The sequence below is a fragment of the Methanosarcina sp. 2.H.A.1B.4 genome (genome assembly GCF_000979385.1).
Taxonomy (GTDB): Archaea; Halobacteriota; Methanosarcinia; order Methanosarcinales; family Methanosarcinaceae; genus Methanosarcina.
The window spans coordinates 51039-70298 of the sequence record NZ_JJOV01000082.1; the positions used below are offsets into that span (position 1 = coordinate 51039).

The 19260-nt window shown below is 44.0% G+C and carries 18 protein-coding genes and 1 tRNA gene; 8 read left to right on the forward strand and 11 right to left on the reverse strand.

Annotated features, from left to right (window positions below):
• Positions 1 to 765: 765 nt before the first annotated feature.
• The 6 genes from EO92_RS13450 to EO92_RS13475 all read right to left on the reverse strand — a co-directional run bounded on the left by EO92_RS13450 (position 766) and on the right by EO92_RS13475 (position 4411).
• Positions 766 to 837: transfer RNA gene (locus tag EO92_RS13450), tRNA-Ala, on the reverse strand.
• A 66-nt stretch (positions 838 to 903) separates the two neighbouring features.
• Positions 904 to 1173: an elongation factor 1-beta gene (locus EO92_RS13455; RefSeq protein WP_048172345.1), complete on the reverse strand. Its 270-nt coding sequence runs from the start codon at positions 1171 to 1173 to the stop codon at positions 904 to 906.
• A gap of 98 nt (positions 1174 to 1271) precedes the next feature.
• Positions 1272 to 1442 (reverse strand): zinc finger domain-containing protein, encoded by a 171-nt coding sequence (locus EO92_RS13460; protein WP_048133068.1) that lies wholly within the window; start codon positions 1440 to 1442, stop codon positions 1272 to 1274.
• Between the two features lie 197 nt (positions 1443 to 1639).
• Positions 1640 to 2317, reverse strand: a complete 678-nt coding sequence (locus EO92_RS13465; protein ID WP_082108134.1) for an amino acid kinase — start codon at positions 2315 to 2317, stop codon at positions 1640 to 1642.
• Between the two features lie 86 nt (positions 2318 to 2403).
• A complete protein-coding gene (locus EO92_RS13470) occupies positions 2404 to 3393 on the reverse strand; it encodes a hydantoinase/oxoprolinase family protein (protein WP_048172412.1) in 990 nt (329 codons plus the stop codon).
• Positions 3394 to 3448: 55 nt separating this feature from the next.
• Complete coding sequence (locus EO92_RS13475) at positions 3449 to 4411, reverse strand: ATP-grasp domain-containing protein (RefSeq protein WP_048172347.1); 963 nt, start codon at positions 4409 to 4411, stop codon at positions 3449 to 3451.
• Positions 4412 to 4890: 479 nt separating this feature from the next.
• Here EO92_RS13475 and EO92_RS13480 point away from each other — a divergent pair, with 479 nt between their 5' ends.
• From EO92_RS13480 to dnaJ, 4 genes are all read left to right on the forward strand, one after another.
• Entirely contained in the window at positions 4891 to 5337 is a 447-nt protein-coding gene (locus EO92_RS13480; protein WP_048133062.1) for a hypothetical protein, read from the forward strand.
• Between the two features lie 126 nt (positions 5338 to 5463).
• Positions 5464 to 6093, forward strand: coding sequence for a nucleotide exchange factor GrpE (gene grpE / locus EO92_RS13485; protein ID WP_048172349.1), 630 nt, complete (start codon positions 5464 to 5466; stop codon positions 6091 to 6093).
• Between the two features lie 170 nt (positions 6094 to 6263).
• The gene (gene dnaK, locus EO92_RS13490; RefSeq protein WP_048172351.1) at positions 6264 to 8114 is read left to right on the forward strand and encodes a molecular chaperone DnaK; all 1851 of its coding nucleotides are present in this window, start codon (positions 6264 to 6266) and stop codon (positions 8112 to 8114) included.
• 111 nt (positions 8115 to 8225) lie between these two features.
• Entirely contained in the window at positions 8226 to 9395 is a 1170-nt protein-coding gene (dnaJ, locus tag EO92_RS13495; protein ID WP_048161375.1) for a molecular chaperone DnaJ, read from the forward strand.
• Positions 9396 to 9635: 240 nt separating this feature from the next.
• Here dnaJ and EO92_RS13500 read toward each other — a convergent pair whose 3' ends face one another.
• Positions 9636 to 9893, reverse strand: coding sequence for a hypothetical protein (locus tag EO92_RS13500; protein ID WP_156161242.1), 258 nt, complete (start codon positions 9891 to 9893; stop codon positions 9636 to 9638).
• Between the two features lie 48 nt (positions 9894 to 9941).
• Between EO92_RS13500 and trkA (EO92_RS13505) the strand changes: the two genes are divergently transcribed.
• From trkA (EO92_RS13505) to EO92_RS13520, 4 genes are all read left to right on the forward strand, one after another.
• Positions 9942 to 11288, forward strand: a complete 1347-nt coding sequence (gene trkA / locus EO92_RS13505; protein ID WP_048161373.1) for a Trk system potassium transporter TrkA — start codon at positions 9942 to 9944, stop codon at positions 11286 to 11288.
• 61 nt (positions 11289 to 11349) lie between these two features.
• Positions 11350 to 11571 carry a potassium transporter TrkG gene (locus EO92_RS13510; protein WP_048172353.1) on the forward strand — a complete coding sequence of 74 codons (222 nt, stop codon included), beginning with the start codon at positions 11350 to 11352 and terminating at the stop codon, positions 11569 to 11571.
• Positions 11572 to 11837: 266 nt separating this feature from the next.
• Positions 11838 to 13184, forward strand: coding sequence for a Trk system potassium transporter TrkA (trkA, locus tag EO92_RS13515; RefSeq protein ID WP_048172355.1), 1347 nt, complete (start codon positions 11838 to 11840; stop codon positions 13182 to 13184).
• Between the two features lie 443 nt (positions 13185 to 13627).
• Positions 13628 to 15058, forward strand: a complete 1431-nt coding sequence (locus tag EO92_RS13520) for a TrkH family potassium uptake protein (protein WP_048172357.1) — start codon at positions 13628 to 13630, stop codon at positions 15056 to 15058.
• Between the two features lie 581 nt (positions 15059 to 15639).
• Here the strand turns inward: EO92_RS13520 and EO92_RS13530 are convergent.
• The 4 genes from EO92_RS13530 to cofC all read right to left on the reverse strand — a co-directional run bounded on the left by EO92_RS13530 (position 15640) and on the right by cofC (position 19229).
• Positions 15640 to 16863, reverse strand: a complete 1224-nt coding sequence (locus EO92_RS13530; protein WP_048172361.1) for a digeranylgeranylglycerophospholipid reductase — start codon at positions 16861 to 16863, stop codon at positions 15640 to 15642.
• The gene (locus EO92_RS13535) at positions 16860 to 17036 is read right to left on the reverse strand and encodes a 4Fe-4S binding protein (protein ID WP_048139011.1); all 177 of its coding nucleotides are present in this window, start codon (positions 17034 to 17036) and stop codon (positions 16860 to 16862) included. Before EO92_RS13535 ends, EO92_RS13530 begins: the two co-directional genes overlap by 4 nt.
• A 591-nt stretch (positions 17037 to 17627) precedes the next feature.
• Positions 17628 to 18266: a TetR/AcrR family transcriptional regulator gene (locus tag EO92_RS13540; RefSeq protein WP_048172363.1), complete on the reverse strand. Its 639-nt coding sequence runs from the start codon at positions 18264 to 18266 to the stop codon at positions 17628 to 17630.
• Positions 18267 to 18602: 336 nt separating this feature from the next.
• Positions 18603 to 19229 carry a 2-phospho-L-lactate guanylyltransferase gene (gene cofC, locus EO92_RS13545; protein ID WP_048172366.1) on the reverse strand — a complete coding sequence of 209 codons (627 nt, stop codon included), beginning with the start codon at positions 19227 to 19229 and terminating at the stop codon, positions 18603 to 18605.
• Positions 19230 to 19260 lie beyond the last annotated feature (31 nt).

A 19260-nucleotide genomic window follows, 5' to 3' on the forward strand; every position in this document is an offset into this window, starting at 1 on the left:
AAGAGAAATAGAGGCGTAAAATACCATATAAATAGAGGCGTTTAACTGAAAAGGTCTCCTTTTAAAATTAATCTTTTATTTTATAGTCGGCCAGGGGAGCTTCAATTTTCCCTGGCCAACTGAGGGGGTTATTCTAGCGTGGGATTACCCAACGAATATTTATAAAGAGTTATTTGTATTTAATTCTTTGCATTTTTTAGACTGTATTATACTGAATCTCTTCTATTTTCGGTATCTTGGGGGGTCAACTTTTCTTTAGTATCTAATAACTATTTAAGCAACTTATTAAAAAAATTAACAATATATTCTGGTCATTTAATTGTCATTTTTATCTATTTGAGCTCAACAGCTAGTATCAAATAGTCTGAGATTCTGCCTGCTGAAGACAATATAAGTAATCACCGCACATGGCTGCAGCCTGCCTGCCAACCAGATAAAAAACAACACGTAAACAGCTGCTGCTATTAAGGGAGATCTACTACTATGAAGAAATACCCAACATGGGATGAAAAATACTTCTTTTACCTCGGAAACCTCTTTTTAATATACAGGTCACGGGAAGCCACCGCTAACTTGCCTGGCAGTTTGTAGAAAACGAAGTAAAAGTAGAAGGAGGGACGAATATACTTGAAAAAGGCTATTTTTGAGGTAGAGTAATTCTGCCCTGTTCATCCTTAAGTTTTTTCTGGCTAATTTACTTTTTCTGCTAATTTACTTTTTCTGCTAATTTACTTACAGGTTTTTTCTATCGATTTACTTTCTTAGTGGACTCGGCGGGATTTGAACCCGCGGCCTTTACGTTGCGAACGTAACGATCTACCCCTGATCTACGAGCCCTTTTACGAAAAAGAGAATAGTGAAAAAAGATTTTCCGAACACAGGTGTCCGGTTCTTTTTTCCTTCTCAGATACGGTAGAGTTCCAGAATCTGGACGTTCTCGACACCAGAAACTTTTACAAAGGCTTCTTCTACGGCTTCGGTTCCGCCTTCTTCGTCGTTAACGATCAGCGTAAGAATCAGGGCCTTTAATCCAAAGGCTATTGGCTCTTCGACTATGTCCCCGTGAAGATCGGCTCCTGCCGGAATTGCGGTTTTGAGCTTCTCTTTCAGCTCTACAAGGTCGGTGTCAATGCTTTCTGGCATGATTTTCATTTTTGCTGCAACTTCGCCCATTTCAATCCCTCTTGTAATTTTTGTTAGATGATCCCTATTGACCAATTTCAAGCTGCTTTCACAATGCGCTTCTGGATCTTTCGGCACTCTGCCCAAAATCACGGAGCTTTGAATCCACATTTAGGACAGGTATATACGTTACCCTGCTGCCTGCAGCTTGTACATCTTCCGATCTCTGCTCCGCACTGGGGGCAGGGAAACTTCACATAGCCTTTTTCCACAAGACGGATTCCGCATGAGGTACAGTATTCAATTTTCTGTGACGACATTTTTCTTCTCCTTAATTATTCCTTATTCTTTATAGTGAACTAAAATGAATTAACCGGTGAATCAGGCACTTTTCAAAAGCTTCAGTATCCTGCTTTTATCGGCACCTGTATTAACATCAACAAGTCTGATGAACTGAATGTAATGATGCTTTTTGGACACGGCTTGCTTCTCTCCCTAGTCATATACGATATACAATTTAAATATTCCCCTTTACCGCCGTACAGGGCACAGGCTTCCCGTACACTGCCTGAATTACCCTTTCCGGAAATTTACCGTTTACAATTCTGCACCCCATCCTGTTTTTCTGAAGGAATCCGGGCAGGAAAGGGTCGATACAACTTTCAAAGTTTTCTGAAAAGTCGGAGGTGAAAATTTCCCTGACCAGTTTTCCTTCCCTGATAATCCCGTCAACATCCGTAGCCTTAATGAACAGGGCTCCTGTCTGCTTCGCAACCCAGGCAGCGATTGTGTCCGAAGTTACGCTCCAGGAGTGGGGCAGAGGGTCTTCTGCCTTCAGCAGCCTGTAGGGAAAAAGAATCGAAACGCCGGCAGGGAGTTCTGTTATTGAATCCGTACCCATTGCACTGCTTTTGTCCTGAAGGTAGCAGGCGTATTGCTCCATACCAAGTACAGCCATCCAGTGAGCTGCGTCGTCTCCAAGTCCAAACTTCCCGTCAGCTCTCCTTACGGCATCTGCAAATACCCCTCCTCCTGGTACGACAAGGATGGAATAATTAATCTTTTCGGAAACCTGCTTGTCAGGAGCAGTCCCTGAATGTCCGGAGCCAAATTCTTTTACGAGCCTGTTAATAAGTTCCGGAGCTTCACTGATCAGGCTTCCTCCTACTTTGATAACTACCCTCATAGCTTTCATTGAGATTTCTCATTTGTTAAGGTTTTTCTCCATTTATAGCTTTCAGTTACTGTTAATTTCTTCAGGGAAATAGATGTCCTGGAGCTTCAGTTTCCTGGTTTTTCGGCATCCAGTAAGCGGGCGGCAGCATATGCCGGAAATACCTTTGAGATCTCTTCTCCCCATCGCCCGGAAACAGATACGCATTCAAATCCAAGCCGTTCTGCAGCTTCCTTTATCATAAATTCCCCCAGGCCCGCTGATGCAATCTTCTTAAGTCCATTTCTTTCCGCAACTTCTAAGATAGCTTCAGTCAGGACAGAGATCTGTTTATCTTTTACCTGCTCTGCGATCTCGTATATTTCCCTCTCCCCTACCTCTGAAAGGTCTGCACAGACCAGCCTTGCAATTCTGCGCATGGCATCTGTTTTGCTCCTGCCTGCCCCGTCGGCAGTCTCACATGTGTACGCATCTTCATCGATCTTCCCGAGTATGAGATAAGCATCTGCTGTCGTTGCAAAGAGTTCCGAGGACGTCCTGCACATACCTTTCTCAAGCTTTACCTTTTCAAGAAGTGCGGCGAGGTTTGTTCGGAGGGTACCTGCGTATACAAGTTCGCTCCTGAGCAGGCGTTCAAAGTCTGTAAGCCCTGCCCTGTGTTCCCCTGATCTGATCGGAATAATATCGCTTGTGGTACTACCAATATCAACAAAAATGCAGTCTCCTACCTCTTCCCCTATCAGCCTGGCTGAGGCTGCCCAGTTCGCGGCAGCAAGCTCCCTCAAGTTCTCAGCTTCATTCTGGAACCTTCCCTGGCTGTTTATATACGAGACCCTTTCGGAGCCGAAAGCCGAATCAACTGTTTCTTTTATGAAGCGGATGCCCTGCTCTTTGTCTTCAAAACAGTCCGCGAGCTCTCCTGTCATCACAACAGCAACTCTTTCAGGCCTTAGCCTTTGCGCAATTTCTTTTAAAACTTCCGGAAGCCTGGTATTTTTCCAGAGAGGCAGGTAGTGAAGTTCCACAAGAGTTCCGTCCGAGGAAGCAAGCTTTGTGTTCGCTCCTCCAATGTCAAGCCCTATAATTTTTGAATGCATTTTAATTCCTTTCCGTGTTTTTCCAGGTATGTAATTATTCACATTTTCTTTATTTTCAATTCCTTCCGAAAAGCTCGCCAAGCATATCTTTTGAAAAGTGATATTCCCCTTCGATTTGCACTGAATCAGGGAGTTCTCCGAATCTATTCTTAAGAATAAGTTCGCCTATCTCCTCCCTCATGACTCTGCTAATCCCGAATAATGAGGCTGTAGGCCTTGGATTTACATCCACGACATAAGGACGATCCGAAAGTACGATATCCACACCCATATACCCAAAACAATCCAGACATTTTACTGTCGAGATTGCAGTTTCATAGAGTTCATCTTTTCTGGAAGTCTTATAAGGAGTCAGGCTGCCGTTGTATTTTATGCCCGAAACTCTATTTTTCTCGGGATTTTTTCCTTCCCTGTCCTTTTTCTCTTCAAACTCGATGAACTGGCGGTTTACCGTAAGTGGCAGCGGCTTTTTTCCTGCAATAAGGCTTACGCTCAAATGTTTTCCTTCAATATATTCACTTGCAATGAATTCTTCTGTCTTTTCGAATTCCGTAACAAGATCTGTTGCCTCTGCCCCGCATCCGAATCTTGGTTTTATGACATACTTTTTGCCCTTTTCAGCTTTTTCCGCAATCCCGGGAGCATAAATTCCGGCTTTTTTCAGGGCTTTTGTGCACAGGACTTTATCTGCACAGCAGGCTGCCGATTCCGGCGAGCACCCCAGGTTTACGGTGTTTTCTTCAAGGATCCTGTTCAGTTCTGGAAGCATTCCGTCAGGAGCAATAAGCAGTCCGGCATCACACTTCTTTGCCTCCCTTTCAACTACCTGCCTGAAGCTTTCAGCCGTGGATTTCAATGATGTACCTGTACCTATTTCTGTACCTGCAGATGGGTAGTACACCTCATGCCCCACACGAACAAAACTTTCGGCAAGTGTTTTTAGCATAGCTGCCCCTTCCGGAATCAGGGACTTATCGATATCCGTGCCGACAGCGAATTCTGCAACCAGGATTTTCATCGGAGAAGAAACACCCGGTCATTTTATATTACTTTTTGTCCTGCACGGAAGGAAATATACCCTGAAAAAAGTCACTTCTTATCTCACACCGCTTCGGCCACTCTCACCTTCAAGCTGCCTTTTCCACAAAAAAGGCGAGAAAAAAGCAATAAGTAAAAAAGATCGGGGGAGTCAGCAAGAAACCAACCAGAAACAAACAAATAAAAGCGGTAGAACTAAACGGAAGTCAAACAAAACAAAATTCTATTTTCGGAAACAGGCCCAGTGTGAATGTTTACATTTACCTAACTCTATAACTATGGAAAACACTGATAAACACGGGAACGGGCGATCTAAAGTTAGGTAAATAAATTAATAAGGGAATCTGAATGATAAAGTGGAGCAGAGGAAATTAAGCCGATTACGTAAGTAAAGATTTATATAATTTATATAGTTTATAGCTTAAAAGGTAAACATTATGATAAACATTGTAATACTTGATGGTGGCTGGTAAAATCAACAGCAGAAACCCAAATTCTCAGTCTTTGTTTGAAAATCCTTTTGTCAAAACCCTCTCTATTGCGGTTCTCATGGGCATATTCCTCGTTGACATGGGGCTCGGGCTATTTGATATATTTTCTACTAAATCAAGTCCCCTGCCGTCTGCATTTGTACTCATGATCTTTGCCGTGGTGTTTATAGGGGGAATGGTTTTCTATGAGAGACAGGGCCTGGACACTCTGAGTTCCCTTATAGGTGGAGCGCTTGCAGGTTTTGGGCTTTCATTCGTGTTTGTCTCCCTTGTAGGAGGCGTGCAGTTTGCGTTAGGAGGAGGAATTTCCGTTCTTGGATGGGAACAGGTAATTTCGGCAGTCGCGGCTTGCATGATTGCAGGCGTCATAATGCTCAAAGCACTATCTTATAAACTTCAGAACCACTTTTACTGATTTTTATTTTTTTTGCTTTCTCAGGGAGATCTGCCCCCTGCGACCCCAAAAAGTATTTATAGAATTACAAACAATCACAGATCAAGACGAGTGTAACAGTTGCAATAATTTTAGGGGTATCGATAAATGAAGAAGTCCAGTAAAAAGGAAAATATGCACTCTAAAGAAGATAACCAGAAACAGGCTGGAAATTTCGGAGCTCAGAACTCTGGATCTTCGGCTAAAAAAGCCGATGAAACAACAGTAAGTTCTGAAAATGAACCTGTAAGTTCCGGAACTGAAAAGAGTCCTGAAGCTGTCTGTAAAGAGGAAAACGAACTTCTCAAGGATCAGCTTTTCCGGCTTGCAGCTGATTTTGATAACTTCAGAAAACGAACCGTTCGTCAGATGGAAGAAAACCGAACAGCTGTGCTTGAGCAGGTGCTTCTGGACTTTGTCGAAGTGACCGATAACTTCGAACGTGCCCTGAAATCTGCACGGACTGCAGAAGATATGGGCTCGATTGTAAGTGGAATCGAGCAGCTTTCAAAGCAGTTTTTCTCTATCCTGGAAAAATACGGGCTTGAGAAAATAATCTGCGAAAAGGCAGGCGAGTTTGACCCTCACAAGCATGAGGCTGTCCAGCACATAGAAACCTCCGAAGTTCCGGACAATACTATAGTTGACGTTTACAAACAGGGATATGCACTGAACGAGAAGATTGTCCGACCCGCCATGGTTTCAGTGGCCAAAAGCCCTGAAGAGACAGAGAACTAAAGACTGAATTAATCCTGTTAGTAACAGACCAATTTTATTAAATAACTTTATTAAATAACTTTATTAAATAACTTTCATAAGTAGCTTAAATGAGAAGTAATTTTACTAAATCCCTCTGACTAAATAATTTAGCTAAATAATTAATTGATAATTTACTATGAGGATATAACATGGCAAAAATACTGGGTATTGACCTTGGTACTACTAACTCATGTATGGCAGTGATGGAAGGTGGGGAAGCTGTTGTGATCCCGAATGCCGAAGGCAACAGAACAACTCCTTCAATCGTCGGATTCTCTAAGAAAGGGGAAAAACTTGTGGGTCAGGTCGCAAAGCGGCAGGCTATTTCAAACCCTGAGAACACTGTTTATTCCATTAAAAGGCACATGGGAGAAGCCAGCTACAAAGTCACACTTAATGGGAAGGCATATGCCCCGCAGGAAATCTCTGCAATGATCCTCCAGAAGCTCAAATCCGATGCAGAGGCTTATCTTGGAGAGTCAATACAGCAGGCTGTGATCACAGTTCCCGCTTATTTCAACGATTCACAGAGGCAGGCTACAAAAGATGCAGGCTCAGTTGCAGGGCTTGAAGTCCTCAGAATTATCAACGAGCCGACAGCTGCAGCCCTTGCTTACGGGCTTGACAAGGGGGATCTGGACCACAAAATCCTTGTCTACGACCTCGGAGGCGGAACCTTTGATGTATCCATTCTGGAACTCGGAGGCGGAATCTTTGAGGTAAAGTCCACAAGCGGAGACACTCACCTTGGAGGCGACGACTTCGACCAGCGCATCATTGATTACCTGCTCGCCGAATTTAAGAAAACAGAAGGAATTGACCTATCCAAAGACAAAGCTGTACTCCAGCGCTTGAAAGATGCTGCTGAAAAAGCTAAGATAGAGCTTTCCGGAGTTGCCAGCACCAACGTCAACCTTCCCTTCCTGACAGTCGGTTCTGATGGGGAACCAAAGCACATGGATATTGACCTGACCAGAGCCCAGTTCCAGAAGATGACTGAAGACCTCCTGGAAAAGACTCTTGTATCCATGCGCCGCGCACTCAGCGATGCAAAGCTTACACCAAATGACCTTGAAAAAGTGATCCTTGTCGGAGGCGCAACAAGGATGCCTGCAGTGGTTGAACTTGTAGAGAATTTCACAGGCAAGAAACCCTACAAGAACATCAACCCTGATGAGGCAGTTGCAATCGGTGCAGCCATTCAGGCAGGAGTCCTGGGCGGAGAGGTAAAAGATGTCCTTCTGCTCGACGTTAATCCCCTTACACTGGGTATCGAGACCCTTGGAGGCATTGCAACCCCGCTCATCCAGAGGAACACCACCATTCCTACTAAAAAGAGCCAGATCTTCTCAACTGCTGCTAACAACCAGCCCTCAGTCGAGATCCATGTTCTGCAGGGAGAGCGCGGGATAGCTTCCGAAAACAAGACCCTTGGAAGGTTCACCCTTGATGGCATACCTCCTGCTCCGAGAGGTATTCCTCAGATTGAGGTTACCTTTGACATTGATGCAAACGGGATTCTGCACGTGAGTGCAAAGGACCTGGGCACAGGCAAGGAACAGTCTATTTCCATCAAGAAACCCGGCGGACTTTCTGATGACGAAATCGAGCGCATGGTCAAGGATGCGGAACTGCATGCCGAAGAGGACAAGAAGCGCAAGGAAGAAGTCGAGACAAGAAATGATGCCGAAGCCTTTATCAATGCCGCAGAAAAGACTATCAAGGAAGCCGGAGATGCAGCTACCGAAGACCAGAAGTCAAAGGTCAATGCTGCAATCGAAGACCTGAAAAAATCCCTTGAAGGCACGGATATTGAAGATATCAAGGCAAAGACAGAGGCTCTTCAGGAAGCCGTATATCCGATTTCGACAGCCATGTATCAGAAAGCTCAGGAGGCCCAGCAGGCTGCAGGCGAAACAGGAAGCACGGACGCAAGGGGTCCTGACGAGACAGTCGTTGATGCCGACTATGAGGTAGTTGACGACGAAAAGCGTAAGTAATTAAAGAAGAATTAACACTAACAAAAAGCGCCTGATTATTCGTAGGCATGACCGGAAACCTGCCTGCAGGTTCCGGACTTTTATCCTTTTTTAAAACAACAGGGAATCCTGATGGCTACAACACGTGATTATTATGAAATTCTCGGAGTATCTAAAGACGCCCCAGTCGAAGATATAAAGAAGACGTATCGAAAGCTTGCACTGCAATACCATCCTGACAGGAACAAAGAAGCAGGGGCTGAGGAAAAATTCAAGGAAATATCCGAGGCTTACGCCATTCTTTCAGACACTGAAAAACGGGCTCAGTATGACCGCTTTGGGCATGCCGGAATTGATGGCCAATATAGTGCAGAGGACATTTTCCGGGGCGCGGATTTCAGCGGGTTCGGAGACATTTTTGAAATGTTTTTCGGAGGCGGTAGAAGAGGGGGTCCTATGGGGCCGAGGAGAGGTTCAGACCTCCAGTACGACCTCTATATAACCTTCGAGGAAGCTGCTTTTGGAGTCCGTAAAGACATTGATATTCCAAGGACAGAAAGGTGTTCTGCCTGCTCAGGAACAGGTGCAAAAGAGGGCACAAGCCCAAAGCGCTGCCCTACCTGCGGCGGTACAGGGCAGGTCCGTACTACCCGTTCAACTTTAGGAATGCAGTTCGTGAGCACCACCACCTGCGGTACCTGTCACGGCAGAGGCCAGATGATTGAGTCGCCATGTTCCGTCTGCAGCGGTGCAGGCAGAGTCCGGAGCCGGAGAACAATAACAGTTAACGTACCTGCAGGAGCAGACTCAGGCATGACCCTCAGGCTCAGCGGAGAAGGGGATGCAGGAGAACCAGGAGCGTCTTCCGGAGACCTTTATATTATCCTCCATGTGATGGAACACAGGTATTTCAAGCGGGTCGATTACGATGTAATCTCCGAACTGTCAATACCATTCACCCAGGCTGCACTCGGAGCGGACGTTATGGTTGATACCCTCTACGGTAATGTCAAAATGAACATCCCGGCCGGGACTCAGACCCATTCAGTCTTCAGGCTCAAGGACAAGGGTATACAGCACCTGCAAGGGCACGGTAAAGGAGATCAGCTCGTAAGAGTAATAATCAAGACTCCCACAAAACTTACTCAGGAACAAAAGGAGCTTCTCCGCCAGTTCGAATACCTGAGCAATGGAAAGAAGCCTGAAGGAGAGGAAAAGAGTAAAGCTGAGAAGCAAAAAGGCGAGAAGTCCAAAAAGAGTAAGGGGCTTTTTGAAAAGGTAAAAGATGCTTTAGAGGGTTGAGAATAAAGCTTCTGGCTCAATTTTCAATTCTTTTCAGGTATTTTTTTAATTTTCTCTTTTTCTTTTTCTTTTAACTTTCTGTTTCGATCAATAATTCTCTCTATATAATTCGTTTTTGTTTAGATTCTTTTCTATATCGGGAGCTTGAAAACATTTATATATACCCGTTTAATTCTATGGCTAGGAATCATATTTAATTCGCAAAAGAATTGGTTTGAGAAATTCTGGTTTGCAAAACTTTTAATTTCCAGAGATGGTAAACACGCTGATTAATTTTACTACAACTGATAATGTATCGGGCAGTATTTTACACTTCAACATTATGCCTGGTATCTTTTTTATGATTATTTTAGCTTTGATCACTTTTACTTTGACTACCTTCACTTCGGTTATTTTTACTTTGACTACCTTCACTTCGGTTATTTTTACTTTGACTACTTTCGCCTTAATTACTTTTATTTTTATCCGCCCTATGCTCATTGTTTCTGGTTCAATCATTTCTGCAGTGGTAGATTCATTAAAAACAGTTTTTTTTGAAGGTGTTCTATGAAGGCTGTAATTATTGGTGCAGGGGAAGTAGGCTATCATATTGCAAAAGCCCTCTCTCCTAAAAATGATGTGGTAATTATAGAGAAAGATGAGGACGCGTCAAGAAGAGTAGATGAACTTGACGTGCTCGTAATTGAAGGGAACGGCGCAAACGCTGATATTCTTTCAAAAGTCCTGCAGAATGCTGACCTTCTCGTGGCCGTTACAGGCGTTGATGAGGTCAACATCGTTGCCTGCATGACTGCCAAGCTGATTACAAAGAGTAAACCCGGCTGGAAGTATACTAAAACCATAGCGAGGGTTAGCAATCCTGATTACATAGATTCACCAGTTACGTCAAGGTCTCAGGTTGGCGTTGACCTTATGATCTGTCCTGAACTTTCGCTTGCATCGGAAATTGCTGATGTGCTCTCAAGCCCCTCTGCCATAGATGCGGAAATGTTTGCCGAGGGAAAAGTAAAGATGACTGAGTTTGCAATAAATCCGGAAAGCAGACTTGTGGGAAAGCATATGCAGGACCTTCAGCTTGCTGACTGCTGCATCGTCAGTGCGGTTTTCCGGGATAGTGAAATAATAATTCCTCATGGAGACGATTTAATCAAGGCAAACGACCACATGGTAGTTGTGGGCAAGCCAGAAGCCATGGATGACCTTGAAAATGTTTTCGGGAGCCAGGTGCCTCACAGAACCCGAATTCTTCTTATTGGCTGTGGAATTGTAGGCATCTATCTGGCAAAACTTATCGACAAAGAAGAAAACATTGACCTGAGGATTATTGAGCACAGGAAGAGCCGCTGCATAGAAGTAGCTGAGATGCTTGAAAACGCCCTTGTGCTCAACGGAGACGGGACTGACGTCAGCCTTCTCAGGGAAGAGAATATTGAGGATATGGATGTTGTTGTTGCAGTTACGGACAGTGACGAAAAGAACCTTCTCTGTGCCCTGCTCGCAAAGCAGCTCGGGGCAAAGAAGGTAATTGCAAGGGCTGACCGCTCGGACTACCTGCCTCTTTTTGAAATGGTCGGCATAGACATGGCCGTAAGTCCCAGGGAAGCAACCGTAAATGAGGTCCTCAAACTTACCATGGGCAAAGGCATACAGACGCTCACGACTATCGAAGGCGAAAAAGCCGAAATCATAGAATATACGGCTTCTGAGAAGTGCAGGATTGTCGGCAAGCCTTTAAGCAAAGTAAAGTTCCCTAAAGGAGCTCTTATAAACATGGTAGTACGTGGAAAAGAGACCATCATTCCAAGAGGGGATTTCGTTATCAACAACGGAGACCGTGTAGTTATTTTCTCCATGGCTTCTGCGGTTTCTGAAGTGGAAAAAATATTCCGGTAAGTTTTACGAGATCGGGGTTTTTCCATGAATAATCTACAGATCCGTCTTTGTCTTCAGCTCAATGCTTCTGACCCTGCTCGGAGTCGAGCTAATCAGCTCTGTTACGGCTTCGATCACGACCTTCGGAAACATAGGCCCGGGCTTTAATCTTTTTGGCCCAATGGGAAACTATGAATCGCTTCTCCCGCTGGGAAAAATTATCCTTATAAGCAATATGTGGGTTGGCAGGCTTGAATTATACACCGTACTGGTACTCTTTACAAGTGATTTCTGGCACTCCTGAGCTGGAGGTTTTCACAGGCTCAAAAACAGTTGCCTCTAAATTTGTTCTGGCTTCTGTTTTTTCCCACGTATCATAAGTTTTTACTCGAAAGCGGGAAGTCCCCTTCCTCAAATCTTTGAGCCTTCAGGCGTGGGGGTTAGGGAGAGGACGTTCATTATACTAACTATTTCTTAGAAATCCGCCCATTTACGTTTTCTTTTTTCCAAAGACTACTTAAGCAAGCAGGATAATCTATTTGCAAACAGTCTTTTCTTCGAGGGAATCTTATGAAAGCAGTGGTAATCGGCGCAGGTGAAGTTGGATATCATATCGCAAAGTTTCTTTCCCTCACACACGATGTGGTTGTTATCGAGAACGATGAGGACGCCCTGAGACGGGCGGATGAGCTGGATGTTCAGGTCGTGGAAGGGAACGGCGCAAACGCCGATGTTCTTGCAAGTATTCTTCCTGATGCGGATATTCTCGTTGCTGTTACCGGGGTCGATGAAGTTAATATCGTCGCCTGTATGACCGCAAAGCTGATCCTTAAATCCCATGCAGGCTGGAGAGAAACAAAGACTATTGCCAGGGTTAGCAACCCTGACTACATAGATGTACCTGTTACTTCCAGAGCTCAGGTGGGCGTGGACGTTATGATCTGTCCTGAACTCGCGCTCGCCTCAGAGGTTGCCGAGGTGCTTTCAAACCCTTCTGCAATAGATGCGGAAATGTTTGCCGGAGGCAAAGTTCAGATGATGGAATTTGCCATCCGTCCTGACAACAGGTATGTAGGAAAGTATATGCAGGACCTCAAGCTTGAAGACTGCTGCATTGTCAGTGCGATTTTCCGGGAAAACGAAATAATCATCCCTCGTGGGGACGATATTATCAAAAAAAACGATCACATGGTGATCATTGGCAAGCCCAGAGCCATGGAAGATCTTGAGAGCGTTTTCGGGAACGAAGTGCCCCACAGAAACAGAATTCTCCTTATTGGCTGCGGAATTGTGGGTTTCTACCTTGCCAAGATTATCGATAAGGATGAAAACGCGGATCTCAAGGTTATTGAGTACCGGAAAAGCCGCTGCATAGAAGTGGCCGAGGTGCTGGAAAATGCTCTTATACTCAATGGGGACGGCACTGATGTCAGCCTTCTCAGGGAAGAAAGTATCGAGGACATGGATGTTGTTGTTGCAGTTACGGACAGCGACGAAAAGAACCTTCTATGTGCCCTTCTTGCAAAGCAAATGGGCGCCAAAAAAGTGATTGCAAGAGCTGACCGCTCGGACTATGTGCCTCTTTTCGAGATGGTGGGAATCGACATTGCAGTAAGCCCAAGAGCAGCAACCGTAAACGAAGTCCTCAAACTTACTATGGGAAAAGGCATAGAAGCTCTTGCAACTCTTGAGGGAGAAAAAGCCGAAATTATCGAATATACGGCATCAGGGCAGTCAAAAATCGTCGGAAAACCGCTCAACAAGGTCAAGTTTCCAAAAGGTGCAATCATCACCATGGTGGTCCACAATGATGATGTCGTTATCCCCAAAGGGGAGTTTATCATCCGGGAAGGGGATAGAGTCATCGTTTTTGCTCTTTCTTCCGCTGTCCCGCATGTTGAGAAGTTGTTTCGGTGAACTACTCCTGGCTAAAGCATAGGAGTTTTCTCCCTTCTTTCTCGTAAGCAGTGAACTTCCCGCTAAATCTAAAGATTTAACGGGTTTCCTAATTCCTAGACTACCTTCCGAAGTCTCCAAAGGCGTCAATTCGGGCAGTTCCTGCCCTACTATGTCCTGCTCCGTCGCTTGTTTCGGCTTTATATAGTTTCAAGCTAGAAATGGTGTATTTCCCATGACCTGGTGAGCCTGAAGGTGAACAGATATTGCATTGGCTACCCGGTTCTCGTAACCAGTACTTAGTATTATATTGGTTTCGATGTATATCAAGTAAAAAGATAACGAAACGAGTATTGTAGAAGTTATTGCTTATATTCCACAGGTTAAACCTGGGGTTTTTACGCTTCGTTCAATAAATATGAATACATTAAAAGAGTCATAAGCTGCAAAAACAGAGGATATGCATGAATTTTAAGATTGTTTTTTATGTGCTTGGCGGTTTACTCCGGCTTCTCGGGATGCTAATGGTTGTTCCTCTCGGAGTAGCATACTATTACGGGGAAAGTCTGACGCCTTTTCTTGTTTCTATAGTGATAACCGTCCTTACCGGCTTAATCCTGCTTTCCTACAAAACCGATGAAGACTGGATGCGCAAAGAAGGCTTTGCAATTGTTGCTCTGGGCTGGCTTGCTGCTGCGGTTTTCGGGGCAATTCCTTTCATGCTGGACGGAATTTCTCCCCTCAATTCCCTTTTTGAATCCATGTCGGCCTTTACCACCACAGGTTCGACAATCCTTACTGATATAGAAAGCCATCCTAAAGGCATTCTCTTCTGGCGGTGTATGATGCAGTGGCTGGGCGGTATGGGCATTATTGTGCTCTTCATTGCTATCCTGCCAAAACTCGGAGTTGCCGGTCGCCAACTTTTCCGGGCTGAAGCCCCAGGTCCAACGGAAGATAAGCTAAAACCAAGAATAAGGGAAACTGCAAAGATCCTGTGGATGGTCTACTTTGTAATTTCATTCGTGCAGGTTGTTGCTCTCCTGCTTGCAGGTCTTTCACTATACGATGCAGTTACTCATACGTTTACCACAATGGCTTGCGGAGGATTTTCGCCTTATGGAGCGAGCGTTGAAGCTTTTCACAGCCCTCTGGTCGAATTCATAATAACTTTCTTCATGTTCGTCGCAGGTGCAAACTTTGCTCTTCATTACAGGGCAATTTATGTTGACAAGGACTTCCTTCTTAAAGACGATGAATTCCGCTTCTATACAGCCCTCACCCTTGCAGCAACCGGGCTTTTGACTCTTCTTCTATATCGCGACCTTGGTACAGGTCTTTTTGACTCTTTCAGGCTTTCGATCTTTCAGGTAGTTTCCATCATGACAACTACCGGGTTTGCCACAACGGACTTTAACCTCTGGTCCGAATCGGGAAAGATGGTTCTTCTCCTTGTTATGTTCATTGGCGGTTGTGCTGGCTCTACAGGCGGTGGCATAAAGGTTGTGCGTATCCTCATGCTCCTCAGGCATGGGAGAGTGGAACTTTTCAAGTCCCTTCATCCGAGAGCCATAAGAAGTTTAAAATTCAACAATAAAAACGTATCAGATGAGGTTATAAACTCTATTTTCTCCTTTGTAGTGATCTATCTCCTGATTTTTATCTCAAGCGCCCTTATCCTCTCGGTCCTGGGTATGGATATCATAACTTCAGTTACTGCTTCCATAGCCACTCTCGGGAACATCGGTCCGGGCCTGAATGTGGTAGGGCCGATGGGCACTTTTGACCCGATCCCCCCTCTCGGAAAATTAATCCTGATTGCAAACATGTGGATTGGGAGGCTTGAAGTATACACCGTAATCGTGCTCTTTACGCCGGAGTTCTGGAACAAGTGATTTTTTAGTAAAATTTTTTCAGCTTCAAGTAAAACCTGGAAGGAAAAATTAATTGAGTATCAGTAGGATGGCAGTCCCCGTTCAGTCGGTTGATATCATTAAAATGTCCGAAAATGCCATACTTTGGTATTTTCTCCCTGCGTCTCACAGGGTTGTAGCTGACATGCCCGCCAAATAAACACTTCCTTATACCTTGAAAGTCGGTTTTCAATTCCCGGTTCCAAAATGCATCTGCCAGCCTGTCTGGCAGTCTATCAAAAAAGAATAAATAAGAATAAATAAGAATAAATATAAAGAGACATGGAAAACACAGGTTTATCAGTAAAATTCTACCTATTTTTTCGTTTTTTCTTTGTAAGACCACTCTCCTGCGTCGAGCGTGACAAAAACGGCTTAAAACAGCGAATGACATTGTACAGATCAGAAATATCTGAAATTTAGTCCTCTTGAGCGCAGCGAAAAGGACTGCGTACTGTTGCACTTGCAGTGCAACTCCCAGGAAATCTCCTATTTCCTGAGATCCCGAATCGTAATTCGGGAAGCGAAACTCGGGAGAAGTAAAAATGCCTGTTTTTCAGGCATTACGTTTTGTTCTTTATCACTTCTTTTGCTGCATCCTTGAAAAGCACGCGAAGGTCCCAGAGCAGTTTTTTATTGGCTTTGAAGAGAGCCTGTAGCAGGTCAAGGAGGCTCATTCTCTCGAATTTTACGTCTTTTAACGAATGGGCAAGAGAGTCAAGGTCCTCGTCGTTAAGGTTGATAAAGCAGTTCTTTACGATGAGGCTCATATCGATATCGTGCCCTATCGTGGCTCTCCACCTTTTCTCATAGACCTCTTCAAGCTTTCCCAGTGAGACATCTCCTGCGGATATGGCTGTGTAAGCAGCTTCTCCAGCCATCTTACCTGCGTCCATGGCGTTGAGGATCCCTCCACCTGTGATCGGGTCTGACTGGCGTGCGGCGTCTCCTATAAGCATCAACCCGTTAGTTGAAGTCTTCTCGATGCTGCCGGATACCGGGACTCCTCCGAAGACCATTTCTACTATACTGGCATTGGGGAACTTTTTCTCCACAAAATTATTGAGGTAATCGACAGGTCTGGGCTTGAATTTTCCGGTCTTGCTCCCGAGAAGTCCGACTCCCACGTTGGCTTTGCCTTCCCCTTTAGGGAAGATCCAGACATAGCCGCCGGGTGCAATGTCGTTTCCTACATAAAATTCGCAGTATTCCTGGTCTATGTCTGCACCTGCTATCAGGTACTGGGCACAGGTCTCGATATCTACAGGTTTCAGGGCTGTGTCAATCCCTGCCCACCTGCCTACCTTCGATTCGACTCCGTCAGCTCCTATTACTATTTTGGCACGCACCTCATACTCTTTCCCGAGATGCATGAGTCTGGCTCCTTTTACGAAGTCGTTTTCAATGATAAGCCCTGTAGCTCTTGTCTTTACCCTGACTTCAGCCCCGGCTTTTGCAGCCAGGTCCGCAAGGGCGCGGTCAAAGACCTTTCTCTCAAGTACGTAGCCGACTTCTCCTCCGGAGATTTCCTCAGCCATCTCTATCCTGGTACCGTCAGGGGAGTGAATACAGGAGCCTTTAAGGTCAGCGCAGATCCACCGCTTGTCGATCTTCACATGTTTTTTAAGATACTCTTTGTTCACACCCTCGGCACAGCGTACAGGATCACCTATTTCCTGGCGTTTTTCAATTAACAGTACATCAAGCCCTTTTTCAGCTGCTGTTTTTGCAGCAATGGAACCTGCAGGACCGGCTCCGATTACCAGAACATCATATGTGGCCTTCATTTCTTTACCTCGATTGCTCCCACAGGACAGATACGATCACATATCCCGCATACGATACAGATACTTTCATCTACTTCAATCCAGGTTTCTACAAGTTCGAGTGCTCCCTTAGGGCAAACTCCTACACAGGCCCCACAGTATCCACATTTATATCTGTTTATGTTGATGCTCACCAGCTCACCTGTAACTTTTAAAGGTAAATCATGATATTTAACCAGCAGATGTCGTCTCTTGCAAATATATGGCGTGAATAGAAAGGCTCGCCAATATAATTCTACATCATTTAAACTAATGACTTTAATATAATTCCTGAATTCCTGAATATCTCTTTTTTGATTACAATGCTTCCGGAAATTATATTCTGTTAATTAATCTTTTTTCGGCTCAATGTCTATTCTTTATTACTTGAGTTTCTTTTTGAGAAAGGTAATATTCGAATTCAGGTTTATCCTTTAAATATAATTTATTTTTTGAATCAGTTTCCACATTATTGTATTTATCTACTTTAAAGTTATTGGCTACCGTGCCGACGTGCTCAGTAATATACTTCTCTTTCAGTTACTTTTTTATGTGTTTTTTATTATGTTGCCCATTGCACACTTTTTAGTATGTGAACTATGTTCCGAAAGCACCATTTGATGCGATCGCTTTAGTATAAAATTATTTATAGTTATCTCCATAAATTTTATTTTTGACCTTGCACGAAGAGTTTTATTTACTTATTTATTTATTTATTTATTTATTTATATTTTAACAGGAGGCTTTTATTCCCTCAAACTCCTGCCTGGAGCTCTATCTCCTTTTTTTACGATGTTGTTTGCCAGCAGGTCAATTAAGATGTCCATAATTTCTGAGAAATCATCATCTATAATTTCTTTTTTGAAGTGTATAAGGAAAAGGACCGCTTGAGTAGTTTCTGCAAGAATTCTGGCAGGTTTATCGATAAGAAGCCCATTCGTCGCCCACTCTTCAAAAAAAGGCAGAATTATTGCCACGTTATCTCTACGAATATTTTGTATTTCTTCCTCGGAGAACCGGGAAATTGTCAGTTCAAGGTGCTCGTTTTCAATGAAAATTTTTTTCCAGATCGGGTGGTTATCTACTATCTGCAACACATGCCTGAGATAAGCCCTGATAGCTTTATCGGGTTCCGTCCTATACTTCAGGAAGGAATTTTCAAGTATGCTATCCTTTAAAGCTTCCTGCTCTTCCTTAAATATCTGCAGAAAGAGATCTTCTTTGCTGTTAAAAAATGAATAAAAAGAACTCTTTGCAATTCCCAAACCCTCGGTAAGGTCCTCAATGCCTGTTTTCTTAATCCCGTATCTGGCAAAACAGTCCTTCCCTCGGTCAATTATTTTTCGTTTTATGATCTCTCTTTCTTCATCTGTAAAAGATCTCACAGGCTCACCTATTTTGTGAACTGCCTTCCTGGATTTTGCTATATTCAGGCAAATTTGAGCTTATCTGTTCAAGAATTAAAAACCAATAATATCAATGAATTTTTTGGTTTTTTATTCATAGCACACTGTGAATACTATCTATTTAAAATTTTTGGATCTATTATACAATCTTATATAATAATTCCTTCACAAATCCCGGGCGAAGAGATGAACAATGGAAGGGAAAACATGGGAGAACTAAATTAAAACATGGGAGAACTAAATTAAAACATGGAAGAATAAAAGTTAGAAACAGATGTAAAACTCTTCCATGTCCTTCCATTTAACTTATTGGGCTCAAAGAGGGACCAGTCCAACCCTTCCCCGGCTGACCTCTAACTTGAATTTTCGATTAATGTAGTCTTTTGCAGTTCCTTTCCCATGGACGAGAAGTTCCACCAGGTCTTCGGGCTCATCGATATCCGTGCCTGCAAGGAAGGAGTCATATATTTCATAATTTTGCCCGGAATCGGTTGCAATCGAACAGTGGGTTAGAAAACTCGAGCCGTAATACTTTACCCTGTATCTGGAAGGGTTCTTTATAAACAGGGCATTCGTACCTCCGCCTTTTCCGGGGACGATGCATATATCCTTTTTAGTTGAAGTTATCCCTTTTATATGGTCCGGGGAGAGTAAAGGCAGGTCAGCCATAACAATCAGGACGGGCTCTTCTGCCTCTTCGAGGTACCTGTTAAGGGCTTCATTCAGGTCTTTTTCGTCCAGCAGAACTCTCGCTTTTGTCATGCCCTCAAGTCCGTAGGCCGAAGGGCTGAGAACGTCGATTTTTTCAATTCCGGCTTCCTTGAGAGAATCTATTACCTGGTTTAACATAAGTTCTACAAACTCTTCCCTTTCTTCCAGGCTCAGGACAGGGGATAATCGGGATTTTGCCCCGCTTTTCTTATAGGGGATGACGGCTCTCATCTGGACTCCTGCAACTATTACTCTTTTTATA